This window comes from Herbaspirillum sp., assembly GCF_017744395.1.
In the GTDB taxonomy this organism is placed as follows: domain Bacteria; phylum Pseudomonadota; class Gammaproteobacteria; order Burkholderiales; family Burkholderiaceae_D; genus Herbaspirillum.
Genome location: NZ_JAGIBI010000002.1, coordinates 593,279 through 618,626 on the forward strand (window position 1 = coordinate 593,279; position 25,348 = coordinate 618,626).

At 63.4% G+C, this 25,348-nt stretch carries 23 protein-coding genes and 1 tRNA gene; 11 read left to right on the plus strand and 13 right to left on the minus strand.

The annotated features are described in order from the left end of the window. Positions 1–22: 22 nt before the first annotated feature. Both J7548_RS08645 and J7548_RS08650 read left to right on the plus strand, forming a co-directional pair. Entirely contained in the window at positions 23–1,486 is a 1,464-nt protein-coding gene (locus J7548_RS08645) for a glutamate synthase subunit beta (protein WP_290973200.1), read from the plus strand. Between the two features lie 179 nt (positions 1,487–1,665). Further along, positions 1,666–3,456: a M61 family metallopeptidase gene (locus J7548_RS08650; protein WP_290973202.1), complete on the plus strand. Its 1,791-nt coding sequence runs from the start codon at positions 1,666–1,668 to the stop codon at positions 3,454–3,456. A gap of 98 nt (positions 3,457–3,554) precedes the next feature. Here the strand turns inward: J7548_RS08650 and J7548_RS08655 are convergent, their stop codons facing one another. From J7548_RS08655 to J7548_RS08680, 6 genes are all read right to left on the minus strand, one after another. Beyond that, entirely contained in the window at positions 3,555–4,163 is a 609-nt protein-coding gene (locus tag J7548_RS08655) for a 50S ribosomal protein L25/general stress protein Ctc (protein WP_290973204.1), read from the minus strand. A gap of 126 nt (positions 4,164–4,289) precedes the next feature. After that, the gene (locus J7548_RS08660) at positions 4,290–5,240 is read right to left on the minus strand and encodes a ribose-phosphate pyrophosphokinase (RefSeq protein ID WP_290973206.1); all 951 of its coding nucleotides are present in this window, start codon (positions 5,238–5,240) and stop codon (positions 4,290–4,292) included. 138 nt (positions 5,241–5,378) lie between these two features. After that, a tRNA-Gln gene (locus J7548_RS08665) sits at positions 5,379–5,455 on the minus strand. A gap of 80 nt (positions 5,456–5,535) precedes the next feature. Beyond that, positions 5,536–6,405 carry a 4-(cytidine 5'-diphospho)-2-C-methyl-D-erythritol kinase gene (gene ispE, locus J7548_RS08670; RefSeq protein ID WP_290973207.1) on the minus strand — a complete coding sequence of 290 codons (870 nt, stop codon included), beginning with the start codon at positions 6,403–6,405 and terminating at the stop codon, positions 5,536–5,538. A gap of 16 nt (positions 6,406–6,421) precedes the next feature. Next, entirely contained in the window at positions 6,422–7,063 is a 642-nt protein-coding gene (gene lolB / locus J7548_RS08675; protein ID WP_290973209.1) for a lipoprotein insertase outer membrane protein LolB, read from the minus strand. Beyond that, positions 7,060–8,868 (minus strand): tetratricopeptide repeat protein, encoded by a 1,809-nt coding sequence (locus J7548_RS08680; RefSeq protein ID WP_290973211.1) that lies wholly within the window; start codon positions 8,866–8,868, stop codon positions 7,060–7,062. The genes lolB and J7548_RS08680 overlap by 4 nt, the downstream gene beginning before the upstream one ends. A gap of 169 nt (positions 8,869–9,037) precedes the next feature. On the opposite strand from J7548_RS08680, the gene mutM reads away from it, so the two are divergent. Both mutM and mutY read left to right on the plus strand, forming a co-directional pair. Then, positions 9,038–9,859: a bifunctional DNA-formamidopyrimidine glycosylase/DNA-(apurinic or apyrimidinic site) lyase gene (gene mutM, locus J7548_RS08685; RefSeq protein WP_290973213.1), complete on the plus strand. Its 822-nt coding sequence runs from the start codon at positions 9,038–9,040 to the stop codon at positions 9,857–9,859. Further along, entirely contained in the window at positions 9,856–10,992 is a 1,137-nt protein-coding gene (gene mutY / locus J7548_RS08690; RefSeq protein ID WP_290973215.1) for an A/G-specific adenine glycosylase, read from the plus strand. The genes mutM and mutY overlap by 4 nt, the downstream gene beginning before the upstream one ends. 15 nt (positions 10,993–11,007) lie before the next feature. Here mutY and rapZ read toward each other — a convergent pair whose 3' ends face one another. The 4 genes from rapZ to J7548_RS08710 form a co-directional block, all read right to left on the minus strand. Next, complete coding sequence (rapZ, locus tag J7548_RS08695; protein ID WP_290973218.1) at positions 11,008–11,871, minus strand: RNase adapter RapZ; 864 nt, start codon at positions 11,869–11,871, stop codon at positions 11,008–11,010. A 67-nt stretch (positions 11,872–11,938) separates the two neighbouring features. Beyond that, on the minus strand, positions 11,939–12,877 hold the full coding sequence (gene hprK / locus J7548_RS08700; RefSeq protein WP_290973221.1) for an HPr(Ser) kinase/phosphatase: 939 nt from the start codon (positions 12,875–12,877) through the stop codon (positions 11,939–11,941). A 51-nt stretch (positions 12,878–12,928) separates the two neighbouring features. After that, positions 12,929–13,402 carry a PTS sugar transporter subunit IIA gene (locus J7548_RS08705; protein WP_290973224.1) on the minus strand — a complete coding sequence of 158 codons (474 nt, stop codon included), beginning with the start codon at positions 13,400–13,402 and terminating at the stop codon, positions 12,929–12,931. A gap of 216 nt (positions 13,403–13,618) precedes the next feature. Further along, complete coding sequence (locus tag J7548_RS08710) at positions 13,619–14,137, minus strand: hypothetical protein (protein WP_290973358.1); 519 nt, start codon at positions 14,135–14,137, stop codon at positions 13,619–13,621. 209 nt (positions 14,138–14,346) lie between these two features. Between J7548_RS08710 and J7548_RS08715 the strand changes: the two genes are divergently transcribed. Then, positions 14,347–14,529: a hypothetical protein gene (locus tag J7548_RS08715; RefSeq protein ID WP_290973227.1), complete on the plus strand. Its 183-nt coding sequence runs from the start codon at positions 14,347–14,349 to the stop codon at positions 14,527–14,529. A gap of 56 nt (positions 14,530–14,585) precedes the next feature. On the opposite strand, the gene queF is transcribed toward J7548_RS08715, so the two are convergent. Both queF and ilvA read right to left on the minus strand, forming a co-directional pair. Continuing rightward, positions 14,586–15,446, minus strand: a complete 861-nt coding sequence (gene queF / locus J7548_RS08720; RefSeq protein ID WP_290973228.1) for an NADPH-dependent 7-cyano-7-deazaguanine reductase QueF — start codon at positions 15,444–15,446, stop codon at positions 14,586–14,588. Positions 15,447–15,505: 59 nt separating this feature from the next. After that, a complete protein-coding gene (gene ilvA / locus J7548_RS08725) occupies positions 15,506–17,044 on the minus strand; it encodes a threonine ammonia-lyase, biosynthetic (RefSeq protein WP_290973231.1) in 1,539 nt (512 codons plus the stop codon). A 271-nt stretch (positions 17,045–17,315) separates the two neighbouring features. Here ilvA and J7548_RS08730 point away from each other — a divergent pair, with 271 nt between their 5' ends. Further along, on the plus strand, positions 17,316–17,807 hold the full coding sequence (locus J7548_RS08730) for a YqaA family protein (RefSeq protein WP_290973233.1): 492 nt from the start codon (positions 17,316–17,318) through the stop codon (positions 17,805–17,807). Between the two features lie 4 nt (positions 17,808–17,811). On the opposite strand, the gene J7548_RS08735 is transcribed toward J7548_RS08730, so the two are convergent. Next, positions 17,812–17,979 (minus strand): hypothetical protein, encoded by a 168-nt coding sequence (locus J7548_RS08735; RefSeq protein ID WP_290973234.1) that lies wholly within the window; start codon positions 17,977–17,979, stop codon positions 17,812–17,814. Positions 17,980–18,392: 413 nt separating this feature from the next. On the opposite strand from J7548_RS08735, the gene J7548_RS08740 reads away from it, so the two are divergent. From J7548_RS08740 to J7548_RS08760, 5 genes are all read left to right on the plus strand, one after another. Continuing rightward, positions 18,393–22,394, plus strand: a complete 4,002-nt coding sequence (locus tag J7548_RS08740) for an FAD/FMN-binding oxidoreductase (RefSeq protein WP_290973236.1) — start codon at positions 18,393–18,395, stop codon at positions 22,392–22,394. A 3-nt stretch (positions 22,395–22,397) separates the two neighbouring features. Beyond that, on the plus strand, positions 22,398–22,838 hold the full coding sequence (locus J7548_RS08745; RefSeq protein ID WP_290973239.1) for an HIT family protein: 441 nt from the start codon (positions 22,398–22,400) through the stop codon (positions 22,836–22,838). Positions 22,839–22,903: 65 nt separating this feature from the next. After that, on the plus strand, positions 22,904–23,323 hold the full coding sequence (locus tag J7548_RS08750) for a DUF971 domain-containing protein (RefSeq protein ID WP_290973242.1): 420 nt from the start codon (positions 22,904–22,906) through the stop codon (positions 23,321–23,323). A gap of 63 nt (positions 23,324–23,386) precedes the next feature. Next, entirely contained in the window at positions 23,387–24,121 is a 735-nt protein-coding gene (gene ubiE, locus J7548_RS08755; protein WP_290973245.1) for a bifunctional demethylmenaquinone methyltransferase/2-methoxy-6-polyprenyl-1,4-benzoquinol methylase UbiE, read from the plus strand. Between the two features lie 162 nt (positions 24,122–24,283). Then, positions 24,284–25,282, plus strand: coding sequence for a TIM44-like domain-containing protein (locus J7548_RS08760; RefSeq protein WP_290973248.1), 999 nt, complete (start codon positions 24,284–24,286; stop codon positions 25,280–25,282). The last annotated feature ends 66 nt before the right edge of the window (positions 25,283–25,348 follow it).

A 25,348-nucleotide genomic window follows, 5' to 3' on the forward strand; every position in this document is an offset into this window, starting at 1 on the left:
TAGCGAGAAATGTGAGAGGAAAATGGGAAAAGCAACCGGTTTCATGGAGTACCAGCGCCTGAAAGAGGCGAGCGAAGCGCCTGCCGCGCGCACCAAGCACTACAAGGAATTCGTCCTGCACCTGAGCGACGCCGACGCCAAGATCCAGGGCGCGCGCTGCATGGACTGCGGCATTCCGTTCTGCAATAACGGCTGCCCGGTCAACAACATCATTCCGGACTGGAACGACCTGGTCTACCGCGGCAACTACAAGGAAGCGCTGGACACGCTGCACTCGACCAACAACTTCCCCGAGTTCACCGGCCGCATCTGCCCGGCGCCGTGCGAGGCCGCCTGCACGCTGGGCATCAACAGCGACGCCGTGGGCATCAAGTCGATCGAGCACTTCATCATCGACAAGGGCTGGGAAAACGGCTGGGTGGTGCCGCAACCGGCCGCCATCAAGACCGGCAAGAAGGTCGCCGTGGTCGGCTCCGGCCCCGCCGGCATGGCCGCGGCCCAGCAACTGGCGCGCGCCGGCCATGACGTGACCGTGTTCGAGAAGAACGACCGCGTCGGCGGCCTGCTGCGCTATGGCATCCCCGACTTCAAGATGGAAAAGTCGCACATCGACCTGCGCGTGGAACAGATGAAGTCCGAAGGCGTGACCTTCCGCACCGGCGTGTTCGTCGGCAAGGACTTCCCGGAGACCGTCAACAACTGGTCCAAGGAAACCGTGTCGCCCGACGAGCTGAAGAAGGAATTCGACGCCATCGTCATCGCCGGCGGCGCTGAAGCCCCGCGCGACCTGCCGGTGCCCGGCCGCGAGCTCAAGGGCGTGCACTTCGCGATGGATTTCCTGCCGCTGCAAAACAAGGTCAACGCCGGCGACAAGCTGAAGAACCAGATCATGGCCACCGGCAAGCACGTGGTGGTGATCGGCGGCGGCGATACCGGTTCCGACTGCGTGGGCACTTCCAACCGCCATGGCGCCGATTCCGTGACCCAGTTCGAGCTGATGCCGCAACCGCCGGAGTCCGAAAACAAGCCGCTGGTCTGGCCGTACTGGCCGATCAAGCTGCGCACTTCCTCTTCGCACGAAGAAGGTTGCGCGCGCGATTTCGCCGTCACCACTAAGCGCCTGGAAGGCAAGGGCGGCAAGGTCGAAAAGCTGATCGCCGCGCGCGTCGAGTTCAAGGACGGCAAGATGATCGAAGTGCCGGACTCGGAATTCGAAGTCAAGGCCGACCTGGTGCTGCTGGCCATGGGCTTCGTCTCGCCGGTGCAGCAAGTGCTGGACGCCTTCGGCGTCGAGAAGGATGCGCGCGGCAATGCCAAGGCCACGACTGATGGCGAAGGCTGCTACAAGACTTCGGTGGACAAGGTGTTTGCCGCCGGAGACATGCGCCGCGGCCAGTCGCTGGTGGTTTGGGCGATCCGTGAAGGACGCCAGTGCGCACGTGCGGTCGACGAGTACCTGATGGGTGCATCGTTGCTGCCGCGCTGATGCCGGTTCGATAATAAGTTTTGCTTCATTTTTTCCTGGAGCCGGACAGATGAAAGTCTGTCCGGTTTTTTTTCGCCCGGTCGGACGGCCCGCGCCAATCCTTGGAATGCGCGAGGTGCCGGGCGCTCAAGTAAAATGAGCCGGTTCACTGTTGTATTCGCTAGGCTCACAGGACCCACATGGCTACTCCCATCCGCTACACCATCACTTCCAACGATCCGGCCTCGCACGTCTACGACGTCACCGTCACGGTCGACAAGCCTGCTGCCGACGGCCAGGTGTTTTCGCTGCCGGCATGGATTCCGGGCAGCTACATGATCCGCGAGTTCGCCAAGAACATCGTGCGCCTGCGCGCCGAGTCCGGCGGCAAGAAGGTGTCGATCAGGAAGATCGACAAGCACACCTGGCAGGCCGCCGCCTGCGCCGCGCCATTGACGCTGAGCTACCAGGTCTATGCCTGGGACTTGTCGGTGCGCACCGCGCACCTGGACCAGACCCACGGCTTCTTCAACGGCACCAGCGTGTTCCTGGCGGCGCATGGGTTCGAGCAGGCGCAGCACGTGGTCGACATCCGCCGTCCGGAAGGCGAGGCCTTCAAGCGCTGGCGCGTGGCGACCGCCATGCCGGAACTCAAGGCCAAGCGCTATGGCTTCGGCACGTATGCGGCACGGAACTACGATGAACTGATCGATCATCCGGTTGAACTCGGTGATTTCGCGCTGGCCAGTTTCAAGGCGCATGGCGTGCCGCACGACGTGGTGATCACCGGGCAGGTGCCCAATCTCGACATGCCACGCCTGTGCGACGACCTCAAGAAGATCTGCGAGGCGCAGATCGCGTTCTTCGAGCCAAAGAGCAAGCGCGCGCCGATGTCGCGCTACGTCTTCATGACGCTGGCGGTGGGCGACGGCTACGGCGGCCTGGAGCATCGCGCCTCGACCGCGCTGATCTGCGCGCGCGCCGACCTGCCGGTCAAGGGCCGGCCGGAGCAGACCGAGGGCTACCGCACCTACCTCGGCCTGTGCAGCCATGAATACTTCCATACCTGGAACGTCAAGCGCATCAAGCCGGCGGTGTTCGCGCCCTACGACCTGCGCCAGGAAAACTACACTTCGCTGCTGTGGCTGTTCGAGGGCTTCACCAGCTATTACGACGACCTGTTCCTGGTGCGCACCGGCGTGATCGATACCGATGCCTATCTCGACATGCTGTCCAAGACCGTCACCGGCGTGCTGCGCGGCAGCGGGCGCAAGAAGCAGAGCGTGGCCGAATCCAGTTTCGACGCCTGGGTGAAGTACTACCGCCAGGACGAGAATGCGCCCAACGCCATCGTCAGCTATTACACCAAGGGTTCGCTGGTGGCGCTGGGGCTGGATTTGACGATACGCCAGCAGACGCGCGGCCGTCGGACCCTGGACGATGTCATGCGCGGCTTGTGGAACCGTTTTGGCCGGGATTTCTATGAAGGCGGCGCGCGCGGGCAGGGGGTGCCGGAGGACGAAATCCTGGTGCTGCTTGAAGAATTGGGCGGCGCCGACCTGAAGCGTTTCTTCGAGCGCTGCATCAAGGGAACGGAAGATGTGCCGATGGCTGATTTGTTGCCGGGATTTGGCGTCAGCTACGATGATGCATTGCCGAAGGAGGCCAAGCCCTGGCTGGGCGCGCGCATTGTCAAAGACGGCGGCGACGCCAAGCTGGCCAGCGTCTACGAAGGCAGCCCGGCTGCGCAGGCGGGCTTGTCGGCCGGCGACAAGCTGGTGGCGCTGGACGGTTTGCGCGTGCCGGCGTCCGGCCCGGATGGCTTGCTGGCGCGCTATCGCGTCAACGATGCGGTGCGTGTGCATGCCTTCCGCCGCGATGAATTGATGGAGTTTGTCGTGCGCCTCAAGGCCGATGTCGCGCCAAAGGTGAAGCTGTCGGCGCTGGGCAAGCCGGCGGCGGTGCGCCAGCGCGAAGCCTGGTTGAAATGATCGGTGACCGGTTCCGGAGGATCTGCCGGAATTGGAATTGGCAGGCATAAAAAAACCCGCTTCGGTTGAAGCGGGTTTTTTCTTGATGCCGAAGCGAATTACTTGGCTTCTGCAGCGTCGCCGGCAGCGGCTTCGCCTTCAGCGGACACTTGACCGGCCGGCACGGTAGCGGTGACGATGGTCAGGTTTTCCTGGGACACGGCGGTCACGCCGTTGGGCAGCTTCAGGTCAGCCAGGTGGATCGATTGGCCGACGTCCAGCTTGGACAGGTCGACTTCGATGAATTCCGGCAGGTTCTTCGGCAGGCAGGAAACGTCCAGTTCCGATTGCACGTGGGAGATGATGCCCGAGTGCAGCTTCACGGCCGGCGAGACTTCAGCGTTCACGAAGTGCAGGGGGACCTTGGTGTGCAGCTTTTGCGATGCGTCGACGCGTTGGAAGTCGACGTGCAGGACCAGTTGCTTGTATGCGTGGACTTGGAAGTCGCGCAGCAGGACTTGCTCGACCTTGCCGTCGATTTCCAGATCCAGGATCGACGAGTGGAAGGTTTCCTTCTTCAGCGCGTGGTACAGCGCGTTGTGGTCCAGGGAGATGTTCAGCGGCGCAGCGGTGCCGCCGTAGACGATACCCGGGGTTTGGCCGGCATTACGCAGGCGGCGGCTCGCTCCGGTGCCCTGTTCTTTGCGCGGAAATGCGATGACTTTCATGTTAAAGCTCCAATGTTGGCAGGGCGCGTCGTTGGTTTGACGTATGCCCTGCGTGGTAAATATCCCCCGCGACCAGGGGATACGAAAAACCTCGCTGCATTGCTGCAGCGAGGCGAATCCTGTTTCTTACTCGGCGAACAGCGACATCACCGAGTCGCCCTTCGTGATGCGCTTGAAGGTCTCGGCCAGCAGGTCCGCGCAGGTCAGTTGGCGGATCTTCGGGCAGGCGCGGGCGGCGGGCGACAGCGGAATGGTGTCGGTCACTACCAGCTCGTCCAGCGGCGAATTGCTGATGCGGTCGATGGCCGGGCCCGACAGCACCGGGTGCGTACAGTAAGCCACGACCTTCTTGGCGCCGCGGTCCTTCAGCACTTCGGCGGCCTTGGTCAGGGTGCCGGCGGTGTCGACCATGTCGTCCATGATCACGCAGTTGCGGCCTTCGACTTCGCCGATGATGTTCATCACTTCCGAGACGTTGGCCTTCGGGCGGCGCTTGTCGATGATGGCCAGGTCGCAACCGAGGCGCTTGGCCAGCGCGCGGGCGCGCACCACGCCGCCGACGTCGGGCGAAACCACCAGCAGGTCGTCGTAGTTCTTGGCCACCAGGTCGCCCAGCAGGATCGGCGAAGCGTAGATGTTGTCCACCGGGATGTCGAAGAAGCCCTGGATCTGGTCCGCATGCAGGTCCATGATCAGGACGCGTTCGACGCCGGCTTCCTGCAGCATGTTGGCGACCACCTTGGCCGAGATCGCGACGCGCGCCGAACGCGGGCGGCGATCTTGGCGGGCGTAGCCGAAATAGGGGATGGCGGCGGTGATGCGGCCGGCCGACGCGCGCTTCAATGCATCGACCATGATCATGATTTCCATCAGGTTGTCATTGGTCGGCGCGCAGGTGGACTGCAGCACGAAAACGTCCTTGCCGCGAACGTTTTCATTGATCTCGACCATGACTTCGCCGTCGGAGAACTTCGAGACGTTGGCCTTGCCCAGCGGGATACCGAGCTTGTCAGCGACGCCGCGCGCCAGTTCCGGGTTGGCGTTGCCGGTAAAAACCATCAGGTTCTCAAGTGCCATGTGGGTATCCCTGAATGCAATCGTAAAAAAAGTCGAAAAGCAAAAAGTCGAAAAGCCGACAATGCTTGACTGTTCGGTCTCACATTGACGGCTTATTTTTCTGACTGGACGCTCAGTCTGAGACCGGTCCTGAATTAATGGCAGGGGAACAAGGATTCGAACCTTGGAATGCCGGAATCAAAATCCGGTGCCTTAACCAGCTTGGCGATTCCCCTACACAATCTGCTGTTTTCCGTTTCATCTCGCCTGCGACTGCTTTGCATGCGGCGCTGATTCTACGTCAAACCAATTCTTTTCACGACTGCAACAAATGGGCGAGAGGATGTTCCTGCATCGCTTTGGCTTTCCAGCCGATCCAGCGCGAAGGCAATTGTTTCAGCACTTCGTCTGCCTGTCGTTCGTGCTCGAAGGCACAAAATACACAGGCGCCGGACCCGGTCATTCTGGCGTTTCCGAATTTGCCGAGCCACTCGATGGCTTCTGCAATTTGCGGGAAATGCCGTGTTGCCACCATTTCCAGATCGTTCTTCCCGAAGCTCGAAGCGATTTGTTTCGTCGCATCAGGAAAGTCCGTTATTCTGACGGCTTTTGTATCTCGTGTCAATTCTATTGACGAAAAAATTATTGCGGTCGGTACGGAGACGCCCGGTTCGATCACCACATACCAGCAATTCGCGGTTTCCAGCGGCGAAAGCGCCTCGCCGACACCCTCGGCGAAGGCATTGCGGCCGAACAGGAAGAACGGGACGTCGGCGCCCAGTTTCAGGCCGATGTCCATCAATTCCCGGCGCTTGAAGCCGGTTCCCCATAAATGATTCAGCGCCAGCAGGGTGGTGGCGGCGTCGGAAGAACCGCCGCCCAGGCCGCCGCCCATGGGCAGCCGCTTTTCCACGGTGATCGAGGCGCCCAGATCCGGCTGGCCGGCGGCTTCGCGCAGCAGGCGCGCGGCGCGCACCACCAGGTCGGTTTCGGCCGGCACGCCCGGGATGTCGTTGGTGCGCACGATCCGGCCGTCCGCGCGCACGGCGAAGTCCAGGCTGTCGCAGCGGTCGATCAGCTGGAACGCCGATTGCAGCAGGTGGTAGCCGTCGGGGCGGCGGCCGGTGACGTGCAGGAACAGGTTGAGCTTGGCGGGGGCCGGGCAGGCCTTCAGGGTGGCGGTCATGGTCAAGCGTGGTGCGTCAGGGTTTCTTCCAGCTGTCGACGGCGATGCGGATCGACACCTTGCCGGCTTGTTCGGTGTTGCGGGTCAGGTCGATGCGCTTGGGGCGGGTGGCGCCGCTGTCCGGGTCGGTTTGCCAGTTGGCATACGCCACGCGCCAGCCGTCCAGGGTGGCGAAGGCGGCGTAGTCGGTGCCCGGCTGGGCACGGAACGGCTTGCCGGCGCTGTCGGTGCCGCTGCCTTGCAGCCACTGGCGCATGCCTGAGACCGGCAGCGGCCAGCCCAGCGATTGCGCGGCCAGTTCATCCACATCAGGCGCTACCCGCGGCGGCTTGCCCGACTCCACCAGCGTGGCGATGCCCGGCTTGACGCTGATGGTCGCCACGGTCTGGCCCAGCGGAGAGAGCAGTTCCAGGTCGGTGTTTTGCGCGGTCTGCGACCAGATGAAGCTGCCGTGCAAGGATTGCGGGCGGTCGTTCTGTTCGTATTGCACCGAGATGCGGCCGCTGATATCGATGCTTTCCTGATAAGCAGGCGCCGCCGTCGCAGGCGCGGCCGATTCTTGCCCGGGCATGCCGGCGCAGCCGCCCAGCAGCAATGCGGCCGAAGCCGCGCCCAGCGCGGCGGCCCGGCGCAGGCCGGGGCGTGGCAGTCGCGTCATGGCTTCACGTTCAGCCGCGCCAGCGTGCTTTTCAGGACGTCGTTGTTGGGATCCTTGGCTTGCACTTCACGCCAGACCTGCCGGGCTTCATCCTGCTTGCCGCGCGTCCACAGCACTTCGCCCAGGTGTACGCCGATTTCCGGATCGGGGCGCAGCGAATAGGCCAGGCGCATCTGGGTTTCGGCCTGCTCCAGGCGGCCCATGCGGAATTGGACCCAGCCCAGGCTGTCGGCGATGAAGGCATCCTGCGGCGCCATGTCGGCCGCCTTCTGGATCAGTTCCAGCGCCTCCGGCAGGCGGATGTTGCGGTCGGCCAGCGAATAGCCCAGCGCGTTGTAGGCGTGCTGGTTGCCGGGCGCCAGCTTCATCACGCGGCGCAGCGAGCTTTCCATCTCGGTGTAGTTGCCCAGCTTCTCGCTCACCATCGCATAGTCGTACAGCAGGTCGGTGTTGTTGGGGAAGCGCCCCAGGCCGCCCTTGAGGACGTCGGCCGCTTCCCGGTTGCGGTTGGCGTCGCGCAGCAGCAGCGATTCGGCCTGGATCAGTTGCAGCTGTTCGGCATCGGTGGCCGATTCGGACTGGGCCGCTTCCAGCGCCTTGCGGGCGCCGTCGATGTCGTTCTTGCGCGCCAGCAGCTGGGCGCGGCGCACCTGGATGTTGATGTAGCCGTCGGCGCCGAGTTCGGCCTGGTCCAGGTAGCGCAATGCGCCGTCGAGGTCGTTGCGCTCTTCGGCGATGCGCGAGAGCAGCAGGATGGCCTGGCTCGGGTCGCGATCGTCTTCCGGCTGCGCGGCCAGCACCTGCAGGTAGCGTTTCAGGTAATTTTCGGCATCGTTCAACTGGTCGGTCTGGGCCGACAGCACGCCCAGCGCGAACAGCGTGGTCGGATCGTCGCCGTCGTCCTTGAGCAGCGTCTCGAACTGGGAACGGGCATCCTTGTAGTTCTTCTGTTCCACCAGGCTGCGCGCATAGGCTACGCGCACTTCCCGCGAATTCGGGTACTTGCGCAGGAAGTCCGACACCAGCCTGGTGGCTTCCCTGGTATCGGGGGCGACTTGCGCCGCGGTCAGGATCGCCAGTTCGGAGTCGGGCTTGATCTTCAGCGCCGCGCGCGCTTCGCGCTGCGCATAGGCGGCGTCGCCGGTGTTGAAGGCGCCTTGCGCCAGCGCCAGATGGGTTTCCATCAGGTCGCCGTAGGGCTGCGTCACTTTTTGCAGGATGGCGAAGCTGGCCTGTTTATCCTTGGCGCGCGCCAGCAGGCGCTGGATCTGCAGGATCATCGGGCCGCGCGCCTGCGGCGCGGCATCGGCCAGGCGCTGGGTCAGCAGCGGTTCGATCTCGTCGATGCTGTCGGAGAGCATGATCAGGCCGAGGTAGTTCTGCAGCGCCTCATCCGAGTGCGGCGCCAGTTCGGTCCACAGGCGCACCGCCACCAGCGCTTCGCTGGGCTGGCGGGCGGCCACCGCCATCTCGGCGGCGCGCTTGGCCAGGCGCGGATCGCGCGTTTGCTGGGCGGCGGCCAGGATGGTCACATAGGCCGATTGCCACTGGCCGCGCTGGAAAGCGATCTCGGCCGTCAAGACCTTGTACAGGATGTCTTCGCTCAGTTCGACCGCCGGCAGCGCGTCTTCCTGTTGCTGGGCGCGGGCCTTGGGCGTTTTCTTGCGGCTGGCCGCGGAGGATTTCGCGAGAGCGGGTTTCTTGTCTTGCGCCGCTTCGGCATTCGCCTTGTCGCCGGACTGCTGGAAGCTTGCGCACGCGGTCAGCAGCAGGGAACTGGTGAGGAGGGCGAGAGTTTTTTTCAAGGTCTAGTCCTGAATATTCGGTAAGTTTCGATTTTACGCCCAACGACAATGTGTTTGCTGTAGGCAGAGTGTAATTCATCCCTGTGCTGAGATAGCGCCTGCGGCCTCGTTTCCGGCATCTGGATTATCATACGGGGCTTCTCATCCGCAGCCTTACCGACGTAGCCAGATGCCAGAACTGCCAGAAGTTGAAGTCACCCGACGCGGGGTCGCCCCTTATCTAGAGGGGAAGACCGTGACCGGCGTCGTCACCCGCCACACCGGGCTGCGCTGGCCTTTTCCGGCCGGGCTCGACGCGCTGCTGGCCGGGCGCACCGTGCGCAGCACCAGCCGCCGCGGCAAATACCTGCTGATCAATTTCGACCACGGCACCCTGATCGTGCACCTCGGCATGTCCGGCCACCTGCGCATTTTGCCGCCCGGCATCGCCCCGCAGAAGCACGACCACTTCGACCTGCTGGTCGGCGGCCAGGTATTGCGGATGACCGATCCGCGGCGCTTCGGCGCGGTGCTCTGGCACGACCTGGCAGACGGCTCGGTCGAAGAGCATATGCTGCTGCGCAGCCTGGGGCTGGAGCCGCTGGAAGACAAATTCACCGCGCGCGAGCTGTTCCGGCAGACACGCGCGCGTTCGGCGCCGATCAAGCAGGTGCTGCTGGCCGGCGACATCGTGGTCGGGGTGGGCAACATCTACGCATCGGAAAGCCTGTTCAAGGCGCGCATCAATCCCAAGACGCCGGCCTACAAGATCAGCCTGGCGCGCTACGAGCGCCTGGTCGATGCCATCCGCGAGACGCTGGCGGCGGCCATCGAGCAAGGCGGCAGCACGCTGCGCGACTTCATCGCCGTCAACGGCCAGTCCGGCTACTTCCAGCAAAGCTATTTCGTCTATAACCGCGCCGGCCTGGAATGCCGCGTGTGTGGCACGGCTATCCGCCAGATCAAGCAGGGCCAGCGATCCACCTTCTACTGCGTGAGTTGCCAGAAATGAAGGGCCTGGTTGACAAGCCGCGACGCAAGGGCGCGCCGGTCGATGGCGAGCGTTATGAAGATCCGTCGTTCTCGGCGGCGGTGATCGCCTGGCAAAAACAGCATGGCCGCCATGCGCTGCCCTGGCAGAACACGCGCGACGCCTATCGCGTGTGGCTGTCGGAGATCATGCTGCAGCAGACCCAGGTGGCCGCGGTCATCCCTTATTACCAGCGCTTTCTGGAGCGCTGCCCGGATGTGTTCAGCCTGGCGGCGGCGCCTTCCGAAGACGTGATGGCGCTGTGGAGCGGCCTCGGTTATTACACCCGCGCGCGCAACCTGCACAAGTGTGCGCAGCGCGTGGTCGCCGAATATGGCGGGCGCTTTCCCGACGATCCCGATTTGCTGGCCGACCTGCCGGGCATCGGCCGTTCCACCGCTGCCGCCATCGCGGCCTTTTCCTACGGTCGGCGCGCCGCCATCCTGGACGGCAACGTCAAGCGCGTATTCGCGCGCGTGTTCGGCATCGACGGCTATCCCGGCGCCAAGCCGGTCGAAGACAAGCTGTGGCTGCGCGCCGTGGCATTGTTGCCGGATGAAGGCATCGAAGCCTACACGCAAGGTTTGATGGATCTCGGCGCCACGCTGTGCGTGCGCGGCACGCCTTCATGCGGCAAATGTCCGCTGGCCGATCGTTGCGTGGCGCTGGCGCAGGGCCGGGTGGCGGAGCTGCCAGTGAGCAAGCCGAAGAAGGCGGTGCCGGAAAAGGAAACCGTCATGCTGGTGGTCGCGCACGGCGGCGATGTGCTGCTGGAGCAGCGCCCCGACAGCGGCATCTGGGGCGGTTTGCTGTCGCTGCCGGAAATCGCGGCAGGCGATGCCGAACGCTTCGACGCGGCAGTGCGCACTCTGGTCGCGCCCTATGGGGAACTGGAAGGCTGTCGCAAGCTGCAGCCGTTCTCGCACGTCTTCACGCACTTCAAGCTGCACGTCGCGCCGTTCCAGGTCGCGCTGAAAAGCCGTTCGCAGCGCATCGCGCAACATGCGCTGGTCTGGTATCCGGTGCAAAAGCTGGCTGACGCGCCGTTGCCGGCGCCGGTGAAGAAGCTGCTGCTTGGGGTATTGCGCAGCGACGACCTGTTGTCGGCGGTCTAGGCGGCGCGGGCCGGATCAGTCCAGCTGGCGATGCCGGCACACGACCTGTTCGGTGGCGCGGAAATGCCGCGCCAGCTGTTCGGCGATGTAGACCGAGCGGTGCTGGCCGCCGGTGCAGCCGATGGCGACGGTGAGGTAGCTGCGGTTGTCGTCCTTGAAGGACGGCAGCCATTTCTCCACGAAGCCGCGGATGTCGCCCAGCATGTCGGCCACTTCCTGGTAGCCCGAGAGGAACTCGATCACCGGATCGTCGCGCCCGGTCAGCGGACGCAGCGCCGCGTCATAGTGCGGGTTGGGCAGCATGCGCACGTCGAACACCAGGTCGGCGTCCAGCGGCAGGCCGTGCTTGAAGGCGAAGGATTCGAACAGCAGGGTCAGCGGCGAGCGCTCGATGTCCACCAGGCCCTTGATCCAGCGGCGCAGCTTGTTCGAACTCAATTGCGAGGTGTCGATCACGTGCGCGATTTCCTGCATGTCGCCCAGCATCTCGCGCTCGATGGCGATGCATTCGATCAGCGTCAGGCGGTCGGCCGGGTTGCGGCCGGGCAGCAGGCGGTGCGACAGCGGATGGCTGCGGCGGGTTTCGGAGAAGCGGGTGATCAGCGCCTCGTCGGAGGCGGTCAGGAAGAATACCTTGACGTCGTGGCCGGCAGCCTTGAGCTTGTCGATATCGGTGCGCAGTGTCGCCAGCGAGTCGGCGCTGCGGGCGTCGGTGGCCACGGCCAGCGTGCTGGCGCCTTCGCGGATGCGGGTGTCGACCAGGTCGCACAGCAGGGCTGGCGGCAGGTTGTCGACGCAGAAATAGCCGGCGTCCTCGAGCACATGCAGTGCCACCGATTTGCCGGAACCGGAGATGCCGGTGATCAGAACGATTCGCATGCGGACAATGATAACGCATGCGACATGAACGCCGCATGACAGAACAGAGGCGTCTCGCCGGGCGGGATTATTCTCCGTTCATCGCGCGGCGCTGGCGTTCGATGAATTCCTTGAGGGTGTCGATGCCGCGCAGCTGCAGGATGGTGTTGCGCACCGCCGCTTCCAGCAGCACCGCGATGTTGCGGCCGGCGGCAACGGGGATCACCACCTTGCGGATCGGCAGGCCCAGCACTTCCTCGTATTGCGCATCCAGCGGCAGGCGTTCGTAGTTCTCTTCCAGCGTGCTGCGGCGGACCAGGTGCACGATCAGCTTCAGGCGCATCTTGCGGCGCACCGCGGTCTCGCCGAAGATGGCCTTGATGTCCAGGAGGCCCAGGCCGCGCACTTCCAGCAGGTTCTGCAGCAACGGCGGGCAACGGCCTTCGATCATGTTGGGGGCGATGCGCGCGAACTCCACCGCGTCGTCGGCCACCAGGCCGTGGCTGCGCGAAATCAGTTCCAGCCCCAGTTCGCTCTTGCCCAGGCCGGATTCGCCGGTGATCAGCACGCCCACGCCCAGCACATCCATGAACACGCCGTGCATGGTGATCTGCTGGGCCAGTTTCTTGGACAGGTAGACGCGCAGGTAGTCGATCACCTGCGCCGCCGGCAGCGGGGTCGAAAACAGCGGGATGTTCTTCTCGTCGCACACCGCGAGGATGTCAGGCGGCGTCGACAATCCTTGCGCGATGATGAAGGCGGGCGGCTCGCCGGCCACCAGCTCGGAGGTCTGGTAGGCGCGCGAGGTGTTGGACAGGCGCTGGTAATACTCGACTTCCTGGTGCCCGAAGACCTGGATGCGGCCGGGGTGGATCAGGTTGAGGTGGCCGACCTGGTCGGCGGCCGAGACCGCGTCGCCGGAGATCAGGCGTTCGCCGCCAGGGAAACCGGCGAACCAGCCCAATTGCAGGGATTCGCGGTTTTCTTCATAGAGCTGCTGTATCGACAGCGCGGAGTAATGGGGCATGTAGATCCGATTCTGCTGGCAGAGGTGGGCAAGGGACGGCCAGGGCGCGCTCTACCCTGCTTTTTCCAGAGACGGTTGCCAGGTCACGATACGGGAATGCACCGTTGCGCTGTCGGGTTCGGCGGTCAGCTCGTTGCGGAAGGCGTCGTCGGAAAACATCTCGGCGATCTCGGAGAGGATTTCCAGGTGCTGCTGCGTGACATGGTCAGGGATCAGCAGGAACACCAGCAGCTTGACCGGTTGCCCGTCGGGGGATTCGAACGGGATCGGGTCTGCCAGCCGCATGAACAAGGCCAGCGGCGCCTTGAGGCCCTTGATGCGCCCATGCGGGACTGCGACGCCATGGCCAAGCCCGGTCGAACCGAGGCGCTCCCGCGCAAACAGGTTTTCGGAAACGGTGGAGCGGGCGATGCCGCAGTTGTTTTCGAATGTCAGGCCGGCTTGTTCGAAAGCTCTTTTTTTGCTGGAGACTTCCAGGTCCAGAACGACATTTTCTGGAGACAGGATTTTTGCAAGATTAGTCATGACGCTCAAAGAATTACTACAGGGGTGGTACTTTGAGCAGGATTATAGGCTTGTTTGGGAACCCCGCAATGCTCTGGAAGCGTGAAACAACGGGGGAATTTGACCAGACCGGCGGGATTTGAAGCGAGCTGGGGGATTTCCCCGGGAAATCAGGCGGAAGTTGTTGAAAATCAAGTCTTTCCGCCCTTGTCCCGGCCGCGCGGGGCCGGGCCGGCTTTACATTTCGATGCGGCCGAAAATCAGCAAGACGTCGCCGTTGTTCTTGTTGGCACTCAGGCGCGGCACGTAGGCGAACATCAGCTTGCCTTTCTTGGTGCCGATGGAGGCCAGCGGCAGCGGTACCGGGAAGGGGATGCTGTTGAAGTAGTCCTGGCGGCTCATGAGCATGGCGGTGCCACCCAGGCCGAGCTCCAGTCCGGTGTGCGCAATCGGGAACACCCATTCATAGGCATAGCCGGCCATGTATTGCGGATGGCGGTGGGAGTCCTTGATCACCAGGCCGTACAGCGATTCGTCGTCGCCCTTCTCGTTGCGCAGGGTCTTGCCGTAACCCAGGCCCCAGGCATGCTCGTTGAGCTCGTTCAGTTTTTCCTTGGTGTAGGTGCCGCGTCCATGGTGCGCCACGCCGGACAGGTAGATGGCGTCGTCGCCCTTGTCCCAGATGTTGGAGACATGGTCCTTGGTGCTTTGCCACAGGCTGTTCTGGTTGTCGTCGGCATGCGCGGCCAGCGGCATGCTCAAGGCGCAGGCGGCAGCGACGGCGGCAAGCAGGCCGGCCTTGTTGCGGCGGCTGGAATGGAATGAAGAAGAGGCGCCGTGGCGCGGGATGGTGTTTGTCATATTTATTGTCCGATGGGCCAATCCTCCGCGGGCCGGGGCCGGGAAGATGGCTGCATGTTGCTGATTGATCGGTGTTTTGTTTCGGCAGTCACTGCCGAAACGCGATGAGTGCCGTGAAGACAGGCATTTTCAGGGAAAAATTCCCTGACGGCTCCGTTTTACCTGGGCAATTTGTTACGAATGTGCAGGTTGCGTCGCCGGCGGTTGAACCCGGTGGCTGCCGCAAGCATGCGCTTGCGGCAAATTCCTCCGACATTTTAGCGTTTACCGGCGGCAAGAATCTGTAACAATTTATTGACGGATATTTGCCGCGAAACGAATCGTTCCGTGCCTTTGCCGGCACTTACTGGCGCGCGTTGCGCAACTGCGAAGGCGCGTGGCCGCTGGAGAAATTGCTGCGCCAGGGATTGATGTCCAGGCCGCCGCGGCGCGTATAGCGCGCGTAGACCGCCAGTTTCTGCGGTTTGCACTGGCGCATGACGTCGATAAAGATGCGCTCCACGCACTGCTCATGGAACTCGTTGTGCTCGCGAAAGCCGATGATGTATTTCAGCAGCCTTTCCTGGTCGATCGGCGCGCCCACGTAGTGGATCTGCACGCTGCCCCAGTCGGGCTGGCCGGTCACCGGGCAGTTCGATTTGAGCAGGTGCGAAACGAAGGTTTCCTCCACAGTGGCTTCGTCCTGGCTGGCGCGCAGGATGCTGCCGTCAGGATGGGACGATGCCTCGATTTCCACATCCAGGCGGTCGAGCGGCAGGCCGCCCAGTTCGCCGAATTGCAACTGGCCGAATTGCGCCGGTTCGGTCAGTGCTACCTGCACCGGGGCGCCGGCCGCGGCCGACAGGTCGGTGCGCAGTTTTTCCAGCAACTGCGCCGAGCTTTCCAGGCGTTCCTGGTTGAACGAATTCAGATACAGCTTGAACGACTTCGACTCGATGATGTTGGGCGAGTCGGCCGGCACCGTAAAGGTGGCGATGGCGATCTGCGGCTTGCCGCGCAGGTTCAGCCACGAGATTTCGTAGGCGGTCCAGATGTCCACGCCGAAAAAGGGCAGGGTGCCGGCGATCTGCAGTTCGGCGCGCTTGGGCGCGCGCGGGATCGGGAACAGCAGCGACGGATCGTAACGGTCGGGATAGGCCGAGCTCTTGCCCAGCGGCGAGGTTTCCGGCGAGTGGCCGGAAGCGGACGGGTTTGGCTTGTCCATATGATTTCTCCTGCGATGTTGCCGCGGCATCGCGATGGCGAGGCCGCGGCGCCCGGAATTTATCCGAGGAACAGCTTGTACAACGGGTTCTTGGTTTCATCCCAGTGACGGTAGCCGAGCTGGGCCAGGAAGGAGCGGAACTCCTTCATGTCCTTCTTCGGCACCTGCACGCCGACCAGGATGCGGCCGACGTCGCCGCCCTGGTTGCGGTAGTGGAACAGGCTGATGTTCCAGTTCGGGTTCATGCTGCTGAGGAACTTCATCAGCGCGCCCGGACGCTCGGGGAATTCGAAGCGGTACAGCAGCTCGTTGCCCGCCAGGTCGCTCTTGCCGCCGACCAGGTGGCGGATGTGCACCTTGGCCAGCTCATCGTGCGTCAGGTCCAGTACGCCGAATCCGGCCTTCTCGAAGTTGCGCGCGATCTTGCCGGATTCGTCGGCGCTGCCGATCTGGATGCCGACGAACACGTGCGCGGACTTGGCGTCGCTGATGCGGTAGTTGAATTCGGTGACGTTGCGCGGGCCGACGGTTTCGCAGAAGCGGCGGAAGCTGCCGCGCTCTTCGGGAATGGTCACCGCGAACACCGCTTCGCGCGCCTCGCCGACGTCGGCCATCTCGGCCACGAAGCGCAGGCGGTCGAAGTTCATGTTGGCGCCGCAGGCGATGGTCACCAGCGACTGGCCCTTGACCGGGTGCTTGCTGCCCTTGGCGCGTTCCACATACGCCTTGGCGCCGGCCACGGCCAGCGCGCCGGCCGGCTCGACGATGCTGCGGGTGTCCTGGAAGATGTCCTTGATGGCGGTACAGACGGCGTCGGTGTCGACGATGATGATGTCGTCGACATACTTCTTGGCCAGGCGGAAGGTTTCCTCGCCCACCAGTTTGACGGCGGTGCCGTCGGAGAACAGGCCGACGTCCGGCAGCGCCACGCGGCGGCCGGCTTTCAGGCTGCGCGCCATGGCGTCGGAGTCGGCGGTCTGAACGCCGATGATCTTGATGTCCGGGCGCACCGCCTTGACGTAGGCCGCCACGCCCGAAATCAGGCCGCCGCCGCCGATGGCCACGAAGATGGCGTGGATCGGATCGGGATGCTGGCGCAGGATTTCCATCGCCACCGTGCCCTGGCCGGCGATCACGTAAGGGTCGTCGAACGGGTGGACGAAGGTCAGCTTGTGCTTCTTCTCCAGCGTCAGCGCGTGGTTGTAGGCGTCGGTGAACGAGTCGCCGAACAGCACCACCTCGCCGCCGCGCGCCTTGACGGCGTCGATCTTCACCTGCGGCGTGGTGGTCGGCATCACGATCACGGCGCGGCAGCCCAGCTTGGCCGCGGACAGCGCCACGCCTTGCGCGTGGTTGCCGGCCGAGGCGCAGATCACGCCACGCTTCAATTGCGCCGGCGGCAGGTGCGCCATCTTGTTGTAGGCGCCGCGCAGCTTGAAGCTGAATACGCTCTGCATGTCTTCGCGCTTGAAGTAAATTCGATTATCAATCCGTTGCGACAGCGTGTTGGCCAGTTCGAGTGGCGTTTCTTGGGCGACGTCGTAGACGCGGGCGGTCAGGATTTTCTGGAGATAATCGTTATTACTCATTTTGGTCATGAAGAATGGCGTTTCAGCGCAGTCATAGAATGAAAAGATGGTGGGGAAAACGGCTTGGTAAGCCGGAGTCGGGCTCCTCCCGCATGCGGCAGGCGATAGCCGGCCGGCGCGGGGGAACTGATCATTATAATGGAGCCGCGTTGCCTGCCAACTTCTTGATATGCGCCGTTGCGGCACAGGCTAGAATGCGGGCTTCGCCATTTGCCGCGGCAGGGCCGCCGGCACGTTTCCATCCGGACTTCCGGCCGCCGACAATCCATATCTCGCCCGCATGATCGAATCCGCCATCCTCTGGCTCCTGAATGTCCTCGCCGTTCCCACCGTTGGCCTGACTTCCGTCTTCCTTATCAGCTTCATTTCCGCGACCCTGCTGCCGCTCGGTTCGGAGCCGGCGGTGTTCGCCGTCATCAAGGCCAATCCGGAGCTGTTCTGGCCGGTGATCCTGGTGGCCACGGTCGGCAACACGCTGGGCGGCGTGGTGGATTACTGGATGGGCTACGGCGCCAAGCAGGCTTTCGCCAAGGAACGCTCGACGCGCTGGTTCCACTGGCTGGAGCGCTTCGGCCCCAAGACCATGCTTTTGGCCTGGCTGCCGGGCATCGGCGACCCGATCTGCACGCTGGCCGGCTGGCTGCGCCTGCCGTTCTGGCCTTCGGTCGTCTACATGGCGATCGGCAAGTTCCTGCGCTATATCGCGATGACCTGGCTGTTGATGAATGTGCCTGACGGCTTCTGGCGCAGCGTGGCGGACTGGTTGGCCTGAGCGCTCAGGCCGGCAGGACTGCGAAGTAAGTGTGCAAGCCTTCATAGGATTTGGCGGCGACGAACACCAGCGCCACCAGCAGCATGACGATCTGGCGCGGCTTGAGGCCCAGTCCGGGGCGGGCGTCGGCGGCGCGGGCGGGTAGATTCTGGTTCTGCGATGTCGATTTCATGGCGATCTCCCTGATGGTGAAATGGCGTGGGTGTCGATTGGGGCGGTCAGGCCTTGCACTGGGCGTAGTCGGCCAGGTTTTCCAGAAGGGCGGTAATCAGGTTTTGCGGCATAGCTTCCTCCGTGTTTTCACGATGTATGGATGAATTATAGATTTTAATAATCAAAAACAATAAATTGATTGTTTTTATAAATTCAATCATCTATGGCTATCGGCATCGCTGCCATTCGTCCTGCATTGCCATCCCATCTTTTGCTGCTTTGCAAAAATTGATTGCAAGCCAATTTCCGCCAGCGCTTCGTTGATAAAGAGCAATCATTTGCATTGCGGCCGCAAAACCGGGGGCGTCCCGTCGCGACTCTTGGCAATAGGCTAAAATGCACATCCGGCAGCAGATTTATTTTTCTACATTAATGAACGCCCCCGCTCACATCCAAGCCTTGCTCACCGACGCGCCGCACGGCGCCACGCCCACGCGCTTGCGCGAAATTCCGTACAACTACACCTCGTTCTCCGACCGCGAGATCGTGATCCGGTTGTTGGGCGAAGAGTCCTGGTCCTTGCTGGATGAGCTGCGCGCCAAGCGCCAGACCGGCCGCTCGGCGCGCATGCTGTACGAAGTGCTGGGCGATATCTGGGTCGTGCGCCGCAACCCTTACCTGCAGGACGACCTGCTGGACAACCCCAAGCGCCGCGCCGCGCTGATCGAGGCGCTCAACCATCGCCTGAACGAAGTCGACAAGCGCCGCATCGATGTCGGCCAGGCCGATGCAGGCGACGCCGAGGCGGTGCGCCGCAGCGCCAGCGTGGAAGCGCTGATCAAGGCGGCCAAGAAGGCCATTGCCGATTTCGCCGAAGAATTCCGCCGCACCTACGATTTGCGCAAGCGCGCCACCAAGGTGCTGGGCCGTTATACCGCCAAGGACAACATCAAGTTCGACGGCCTGTCGCGCGTGTCGCACGTGACCGACGCCACCGACTGGCGCGTCGAGTATCCGTTCGTGGTGCTGACCCCGGACAGTGAAGACGAGATGGCCGGCCTGGTGAAGGCTTGCATCGAGCTCGGCCTGACCATCATCCCGCGCGGCGGCGGCACCGGCTATACCGGCGGCGCCATTCCGCTCACGCCGATGTCGGCCGTCATCAACACCGAAAAGCTGGAGCAATTGGGCGCGGTCGAGATGGAAGTGCTGCCGGGGCTGGACAAGCCCTACGCCACCATCTACTCGGGCGCCGGCGTGGTCACCAAGCGCGTATCGGATGCCGCCGAGAAGGCCGGCTTCGTGTTCGCGGTCGACCCGACCTCGGCCGAGGCCTCGTGCATCGGCGGCAACGTCGCCATGAACGCCGGCGGCAAGAAGGCCGTGCTGTGGGGCACCGCGCTGGACAACCTGGCCAGCTGGCGCATGGTCGACCCGCAGGGCGACTGGCTGGAAGTTACCCGCCTGGACCACAACCTGGGCAAGATCCACGACGTCGAAGTGGCCCGCTTCAAGCTGGAGTGGTCGCACCCCGGCGAAAAGGGCCAGAAGACCGAAGTCTTCAAGAGCGAGATACTGGAAATCTCTGGCAAGAAATTCCGCAAGGAAGGCCTGGGCAAGGATGTGACCGACAAGTTCCTGTCGGGCCTGCCGGGCGTGCAAAAGGAAGGCTGCGATGGTCTGATCACTTCGGCGCGCTGGATCCTGCACAAGATGCCCAAGCAGACCCGCACGGTCTGCCTGGAGTTCTTCGGCCAGGCGCGCGACGCGATCCCGTCGATCGTCGAGATCAAGGATTACCTGGACGCCGAAACCAAGAAGGGCGGCGCCATCCTGGCCGGCCTGGAACACCTGGACGAGCGCTACCTGCGCGCGGTCGGCTACTCCACCAAGTCCAAGCGCGGCGTGCTGCCCAAGATGGTGCTGATCGGCGACATCGTCGGCGACGATGAGAACGCGGTGGCCGCGGCCGCCTCGGAAGTGATCCGCATGGCCAACAACCGCGTCGGCGAAGGCTTCGTCGCGGTCAGCCCGGAAGCGCGCAAGAAATTCTGGCTGGATCGTTCGCGCACCGCCGCCATCGCCAAGCACACCAACGCCTTCAAGATCAACGAAGACGTGGTGATCCCGCTGCCGCGCATGGGCGAATACACCGACGGCATCGAGCGCATCAACATCGAGCTGTCGATCAAGAACAAGCTGCAATTGCTGGCCGAGCTGGACGGCTTCTTCGCCAAGGGCAACCTGCCGCTGGGCAAGAGCGACGACGCCGAAGGCGAGGATATCCCCGCTTCCGAAATGCTGGAAGACCGCGTGCACCAGGCGCAGGCGCTGCTGGAGCAGACCCATGCGCGCTGGTCCTACCTGCTGGCCAACCTCGACAAGCCGCTGACAGTCGCCAAGGGCGAGCTGGCCGCGCTGGGGCTGGACAAGATGATGGCCGTGTTCGACCAGCGCCTGGTCGAGCAGCCCGAAGCCAAGGTCTTCCACGTGGTGCAGGACCGCACCGTGCGCATCTCGTGGAAGCAGGAAGTGCGCGCCCAGTTGCGCCAGATCTTCAGCGGCGGCGCCTTCAAGCTGATCCTGGAAGAATGCCAGGCGATCCACAAGCGCGTGCTGCGCGGCCGCGTGTTCGTGGCGCTGCACATGCACGCCGGCGACGGCAACGTGCACACCAACATCCCGGTCAACTCCGACCACTACGAGATGCTGCAGGATGCCCACGTCGCCGTGGCGCGCATCATGGAACTGGCGCGTTCGCTGGATGGCGTGATCTCGGGCGAGCACGGCATCGGCATCACCAAGCTGGAATTCCTGACCGAAGACGAGATCGGCGAATTCCGCGAGTACAAGAAACGCGTCGACCCCGAAGGCCGCTTCAACAAGGGCAAGCTGCTCGACCTGCCGGGCATGGAAGCCGACCTGCGCAACGCCTACACGCCGTCGTTCGGCCTGATGGGCCACGAATCGCTGATCATGCAGCAAAGCGACATCGGCGCCATCGCCAACAGCGTCAAGGACTGCCTGCGCTGCGGCAAGTGCAAACCGGTCTGCTCGACCCACGTGCCGCGCGCCAACCTGCTGTACTCGCCGCGCAACAAGATCCTCGCCACCTCGCTGCTGGTCGAAGCCTTCCTGTACGAAGAGCAGACCCGCCGGGGCGTCTCGATCAAGCACTGGGAAGAGTTCGAAGACGTGGCCGACCACTGCACGGTATGCCACAAGTGCGTCACGCCCTGCCCGGTGGACATCGACTTCGGCGACGTCTCGATGAACATGCGCAACCTGCTGCGCAAGATGGGCAAGAAGTCCTTCAATGCCGGCACGACGGCTGCGATGTTCTTCCTGAACGCGAAGGACCCGGCCACCATCAATGCCACCCGCAAGGTCATGACCGACTGGGGCTTCAAGGCGCAGCGCCTGGGCAACGACCTGCTGAAGAAGTTTGCCAAGAAGCAGACCGCGAAACCCGCGGCTACGGTCGGCCGCGCGCCGGTCAAGGAGCAGGTGATCCACTTCATCAACAAGAAGATGCCGGGCAACCTGCCCAAGAAGACCGCGCGCGCGCTGCTGGACATCGAGGACGACAAGATCGTGCCGATCATCCGCAACCCCAAGACCACCACGGCCGAGACCGAAGCGGTGTTCTACTTCCCGGGCTGCGGTTCGGAACGCTTGTTCTCGCAAGTGGGTCTCGCGACCCAGGCGATGCTGTGGAATGTCGGCGTGCAGACGGTGCTGCCCCCGGGCTACCTGTGCTGCGGCTATCCCCAGCGCGGCACCGGCAATTACGATGCGGCCGAGAAGATCATCACCGACAACCGCGTGCTGTTCCACCGCATGGCCAACACGCTGAACTACCTCGACATCAAGACCGTCGTGGTCTCCTGCGGCACCTGCTACGACCAGCTGCAGGGCTATGAATTCGAGAAGATCTTCCCCGGCTGCCGCATCATCGACATCCACGAATACCTGCTGGAGAAGGGCGTCAAGCTGGAAGGCGTGACCGGTACCCGCTACATGTACCACGATCCCTGCCACACCCCGATGAAGCTGCAGGATCCGCTGAAGACGGTCAACTCGCTGATCACCACCGTGGACGCGCAGAAGATCGAGAAGAGCGACCGCTGCTGCGGCGAGTCGGGCACCTTCGGCGTGTCGCGTCCGGATGTATCGACCCAGGTGCGCTTCCGCAAGGAAGAGGAAATCCGCAAGGGCGCCGACAAGGTGCGCGCCGACGGTTTCAATGGCGACGTCAAGATCCTGACCTCGTGCCCGTCGTGCTTCCAGGGCCTGTCGCGCTACAACGAAGATGCCGGCACCACCGCCGATTACATCGTGGTGGAAATGGCCAAGCACCTGCTGGGCGAGAACTGGATGCCGGAATATGTCGAGCGCGCCAACAACGGCGGCATCGAGCGGGTCCTGGTGTAAACGATGAGCCAATGCGAACTGTGCGCCGGCGACGGCGGGGAACTGGTCTGGCGCCATCCGGATTTCCGGGTGTTGCTGGTCGATGAAGCCGCTTATCCCGGCTTTTGCCGCGTAGTCTGGAACGGCCATGTCAAGGAAATGACCGACCTCGCGCCGGCCCAGCGCACGCTGCTGGCCAACGCCGTGTGGGCGGTGGAGGAAGCGCTGCGCGAAGTGATGCAGCCAGAGAAGGTCAACCTGGCCACGCTGGGCAACATGACGCCGCACGTGCACTGGCACGTGATTCCACGTTATCTGGACGATCAGCATTTCCCCACCCCGGTCTGGGCAAGCGCGCGCCGGGAAGTCGACCAGCCGTCGCTGGAGGCGCGCCGCGCCAAGCTGCCGCAACTGCGCGAGGCCATCCGCAGGCAATTGGCGGAGGCGGGTTTCAGCGAAGCCTGATCCTGCCGGGAGGCGGCGTCGCATTGACGCCATCGTCTTTTTCAAAGTTCACAGCGAGTATCGGTATGGGTTCCCATTCTTCCCCGGTTCCAGTGTCGTTCAAGGTGCGCAAGGTATCGCGCGTGGTGGAAGTCGAATTCGACGACGGCGCCATGTTCGCGCTGCCGTTCGAGCTGATGCGCGTGTATTCGCCCTCGGCCGAGGTGCGCGGCCACGGTCCCGGCCAGGAAGTGCTGCAGACCGGCAAGCGCAATGTCGGGATCGACGGCATCGAACCGGTCGGCAACTACGGCGTCAAGCCGCTGTTTTCCGATGGACATGCCAGCGGCATCTACACCTGGGAGTTCCTTTACCAACTGGGCCGCGACCAGGGCACGCTGTGGGAAGCCTATCTGCAGAAGCTGGAAGATGCGGGTTTCACGCGTGAAAGCGGGCGCGACCAGGAAATGAGTGAAGGCGGCCACGGCTGCGGCCATCATCACTAACTTATAATGCGCAATTCGGCGCAAGCCGCGTCGGCAGGACAACATTCGGATTCAGGCTGAACCATGACCAATACCACCCATTTCGGTTACGAAACCGTCGCAGAAGAAGACAAGGTCCGCAAGGTCGCTGAAGTGTTCCACTCGGTCGCCGCCAAGTACGACGTGATGAACGACTTCATGTCGGCCGGCCTGCACCGCGTCTGGAAGGCGTTCACTATCGCCCAGGCGGGCATCCGTCCCGGTTTCAAGGTGCTGGATATCGCCGGCGGCACCGGCGACCTGTCCAAGGCCTTCGCCAAGCAGGCCGGGCCGACCGGCGAGGTGTGGCTGACCGACATCAACGAATCGATGCTGCGCGTGGGCCGCGACCGCCTGCTCAACAAGGGCATCGTCACCCCGACCGCGCTGTGCGACGCCGAGAAGCTGCCGTTCCCGGACAACTATTTCGACCGCGTGTCGGTGGCTTTCGGTCTGCGCAACATGACGCACAAGGATGTCGCGCTGAGCGAGATGCGCCGCGTGCTCAAGCCCGGCGGCAAGCTGCTGGTGCTGGAGTTCTCCAAGGTGTGGGAGCCGCTGAAGAAGCCCTATGACGTGTACTCCTTCTCGGTACTGCCGTGGCTGGGCAAGAAGGTCGCCAACGACGCCGACAGCTACCGCTACCTGGCCGAATCGATCCGCATGCACCCGGACCAGGAAACCCTGAAGCAGATGATGGAACAGGTCGGCCTGGAGCGCGTCCAGTATTTCAACCTGACCGCCGGCGTGGCCGCGCTGCATACCGGCATCAAGATGTAAAAAGTACGGGCCCGTCGGGCCCGTTGCGTTGTTGGCGCCCGGTCTGCAGGGTTAAGGATGGCTTAAGTCTGTCCCGCGACAATGGCGCCAGACCGGAAAGGATGGGCTTGCTTTCCCCGGGCGCCGTCCCCAGATCCGGCATTATCGACAAGAGGTAAGCGTATGAAAAAATTCCTTCTCGCAATGATGCTGGCGATCACGTCGCTGGCCCTGGTCATGTCGCCGGCCGACGCCAAGCGTTTGGGCGGCGGCGGTTCGTTCGGCAAGCAATCGTCCAATTACTCGCGCCAGGCGGCGCCGTCTTCGCCTTCCTCACCTTCCTATAACCAGGCGCCGAGCGCCACGCCCTACCGTCCGTCGGCGCCGGCGGCCACGCCGCAAAGCGTTCCGGCCAAGCCGGCCAGCCCGTGGCGCAACATCCTCGGCGGCGCCTTGCTGGGCTTCGGCCTGGGCGCGCTGATGTCGCACTTCGGCATCGGCGGCGCGGCCGGCGGCATGCTGGGTTCGTTGCTGACCATCGCGCTGCTGGTGGGCGCGGCCTTCTTCCTGTTCCGCCTGTTCTCCTCGCGCAACCGGTATGAACAGAACAATAACCCGGCCTATGCTACCCCGATGCCGGGTGTGAGCCCGATCGGCAGCGCCGCCGGCGCCACGCCCGAGATCGGTTCCGGCCTGAAAGATATCAATCCGCCGCCGGGCTACGCGCCGGCCGCGCTGCAAGGCAACGGTTTCGGCAGTGCCGGCAACGGCGCCCAGGCGATCGCGCCGGCCCAGATCGAGAAGTGGGGCATCCCGGCCGATTTCGACACCGCCGGTTTCGTGCGCAATGCCAAGACCTATTTCATCCGCCTGCAAGCGGCATGGGACAAGGCCGACATCAACGACATCCGCGAATTCACCACGCCGGAAATGTTCGCCGAGCTGCGCATGCAGCTGACCGAACGCGGCGCCTCGCCCAATACCACCGATGTGGTCCAGCTGGATGCCGAACTGCTGGGCATCGAGACCCTGGCCTACGATTACATGGCGACGGTGCGTTTCCAGGGCCTGATCAAGGAAGCGCCGGAGCTGTCGGCCGAGCCTTTCGCCGAAATCTGGAACCTGTCCAAGCCGCAAAGCGGTGGCGGCGGCTGGGTGCTGGCGGGCATCCAGCAAGTCTGATCAGGCTTGCATGCTGCCTCGGCGCTTGGCCGGCAAACTGTTAAACTTGAAACCGCCCGGCTTTTC

What these genes read in the sequence shown, in the direction of transcription:
- J7548_RS08660 (WP_290973206.1), bottom strand. Translation starts at nt 5,240, where the DNA reads ATGGCACTTGAGAACCTGATGGTTTTTACCGGCAACGCCAACCCGGAA.
- ubiE (WP_290973245.1), top strand. Translation starts at nt 23,387, where the DNA reads ATGACCAATACCACCCATTTCGGTTACGAAACCGTCGCAGAAGAAGAC.
- J7548_RS08705 (WP_290973224.1), bottom strand. Translation starts at nt 13,402, where the DNA reads ATGACTAATCTTGCAAAAATCCTGTCTCCAGAAAATGTCGTTCTGGAC.
- queF (WP_290973228.1), bottom strand. Translation starts at nt 15,446, where the DNA reads ATGGACAAGCCAAACCCGTCCGCTTCCGGCCACTCGCCGGAAACCTCG.
- J7548_RS08650 (WP_290973202.1), top strand. Translation starts at nt 1,666, where the DNA reads ATGGCTACTCCCATCCGCTACACCATCACTTCCAACGATCCGGCCTCG.
- rapZ (WP_290973218.1), bottom strand. Translation starts at nt 11,871, where the DNA reads ATGCGAATCGTTCTGATCACCGGCATCTCCGGTTCCGGCAAATCGGTG.
- J7548_RS08710 (WP_290973358.1), bottom strand. Translation starts at nt 14,137, where the DNA reads ATGCCGCTGGCCGCGCATGCCGACGACAACCAGAACAGCCTGTGGCAA.
- J7548_RS08730 (WP_290973233.1), top strand. Translation starts at nt 17,316, where the DNA reads ATGATCGAATCCGCCATCCTCTGGCTCCTGAATGTCCTCGCCGTTCCC.
- J7548_RS08740 (WP_290973236.1), top strand. Translation starts at nt 18,393, where the DNA reads ATGAACGCCCCCGCTCACATCCAAGCCTTGCTCACCGACGCGCCGCAC.
- ilvA (WP_290973231.1), bottom strand. Translation starts at nt 17,044, where the DNA reads ATGACCAAAATGAGTAATAACGATTATCTCCAGAAAATCCTGACCGCC.
- J7548_RS08745 (WP_290973239.1), top strand. Translation starts at nt 22,398, where the DNA reads ATGAGCCAATGCGAACTGTGCGCCGGCGACGGCGGGGAACTGGTCTGG.
- mutM (WP_290973213.1), top strand. Translation starts at nt 9,038, where the DNA reads ATGCCAGAACTGCCAGAAGTTGAAGTCACCCGACGCGGGGTCGCCCCT.
- mutY (WP_290973215.1), top strand. Translation starts at nt 9,856, where the DNA reads ATGAAGGGCCTGGTTGACAAGCCGCGACGCAAGGGCGCGCCGGTCGAT.
- J7548_RS08715 (WP_290973227.1), top strand. Translation starts at nt 14,347, where the DNA reads ATGAGTGCCGTGAAGACAGGCATTTTCAGGGAAAAATTCCCTGACGGC.
- J7548_RS08760 (WP_290973248.1), top strand. Translation starts at nt 24,284, where the DNA reads ATGAAAAAATTCCTTCTCGCAATGATGCTGGCGATCACGTCGCTGGCC.
- lolB (WP_290973209.1), bottom strand. Translation starts at nt 7,063, where the DNA reads ATGACGCGACTGCCACGCCCCGGCCTGCGCCGGGCCGCCGCGCTGGGC.
- J7548_RS08655 (WP_290973204.1), bottom strand. Translation starts at nt 4,163, where the DNA reads ATGAAAGTCATCGCATTTCCGCGCAAAGAACAGGGCACCGGAGCGAGC.
- J7548_RS08750 (WP_290973242.1), top strand. Translation starts at nt 22,904, where the DNA reads ATGGGTTCCCATTCTTCCCCGGTTCCAGTGTCGTTCAAGGTGCGCAAG.
- J7548_RS08645 (WP_290973200.1), top strand. Translation starts at nt 23, where the DNA reads ATGGGAAAAGCAACCGGTTTCATGGAGTACCAGCGCCTGAAAGAGGCG.
- J7548_RS08735 (WP_290973234.1), bottom strand. Translation starts at nt 17,979, where the DNA reads ATGAAATCGACATCGCAGAACCAGAATCTACCCGCCCGCGCCGCCGAC.
- hprK (WP_290973221.1), bottom strand. Translation starts at nt 12,877, where the DNA reads ATGCCCCATTACTCCGCGCTGTCGATACAGCAGCTCTATGAAGAAAAC.
- ispE (WP_290973207.1), bottom strand. Translation starts at nt 6,405, where the DNA reads ATGACCGCCACCCTGAAGGCCTGCCCGGCCCCCGCCAAGCTCAACCTG.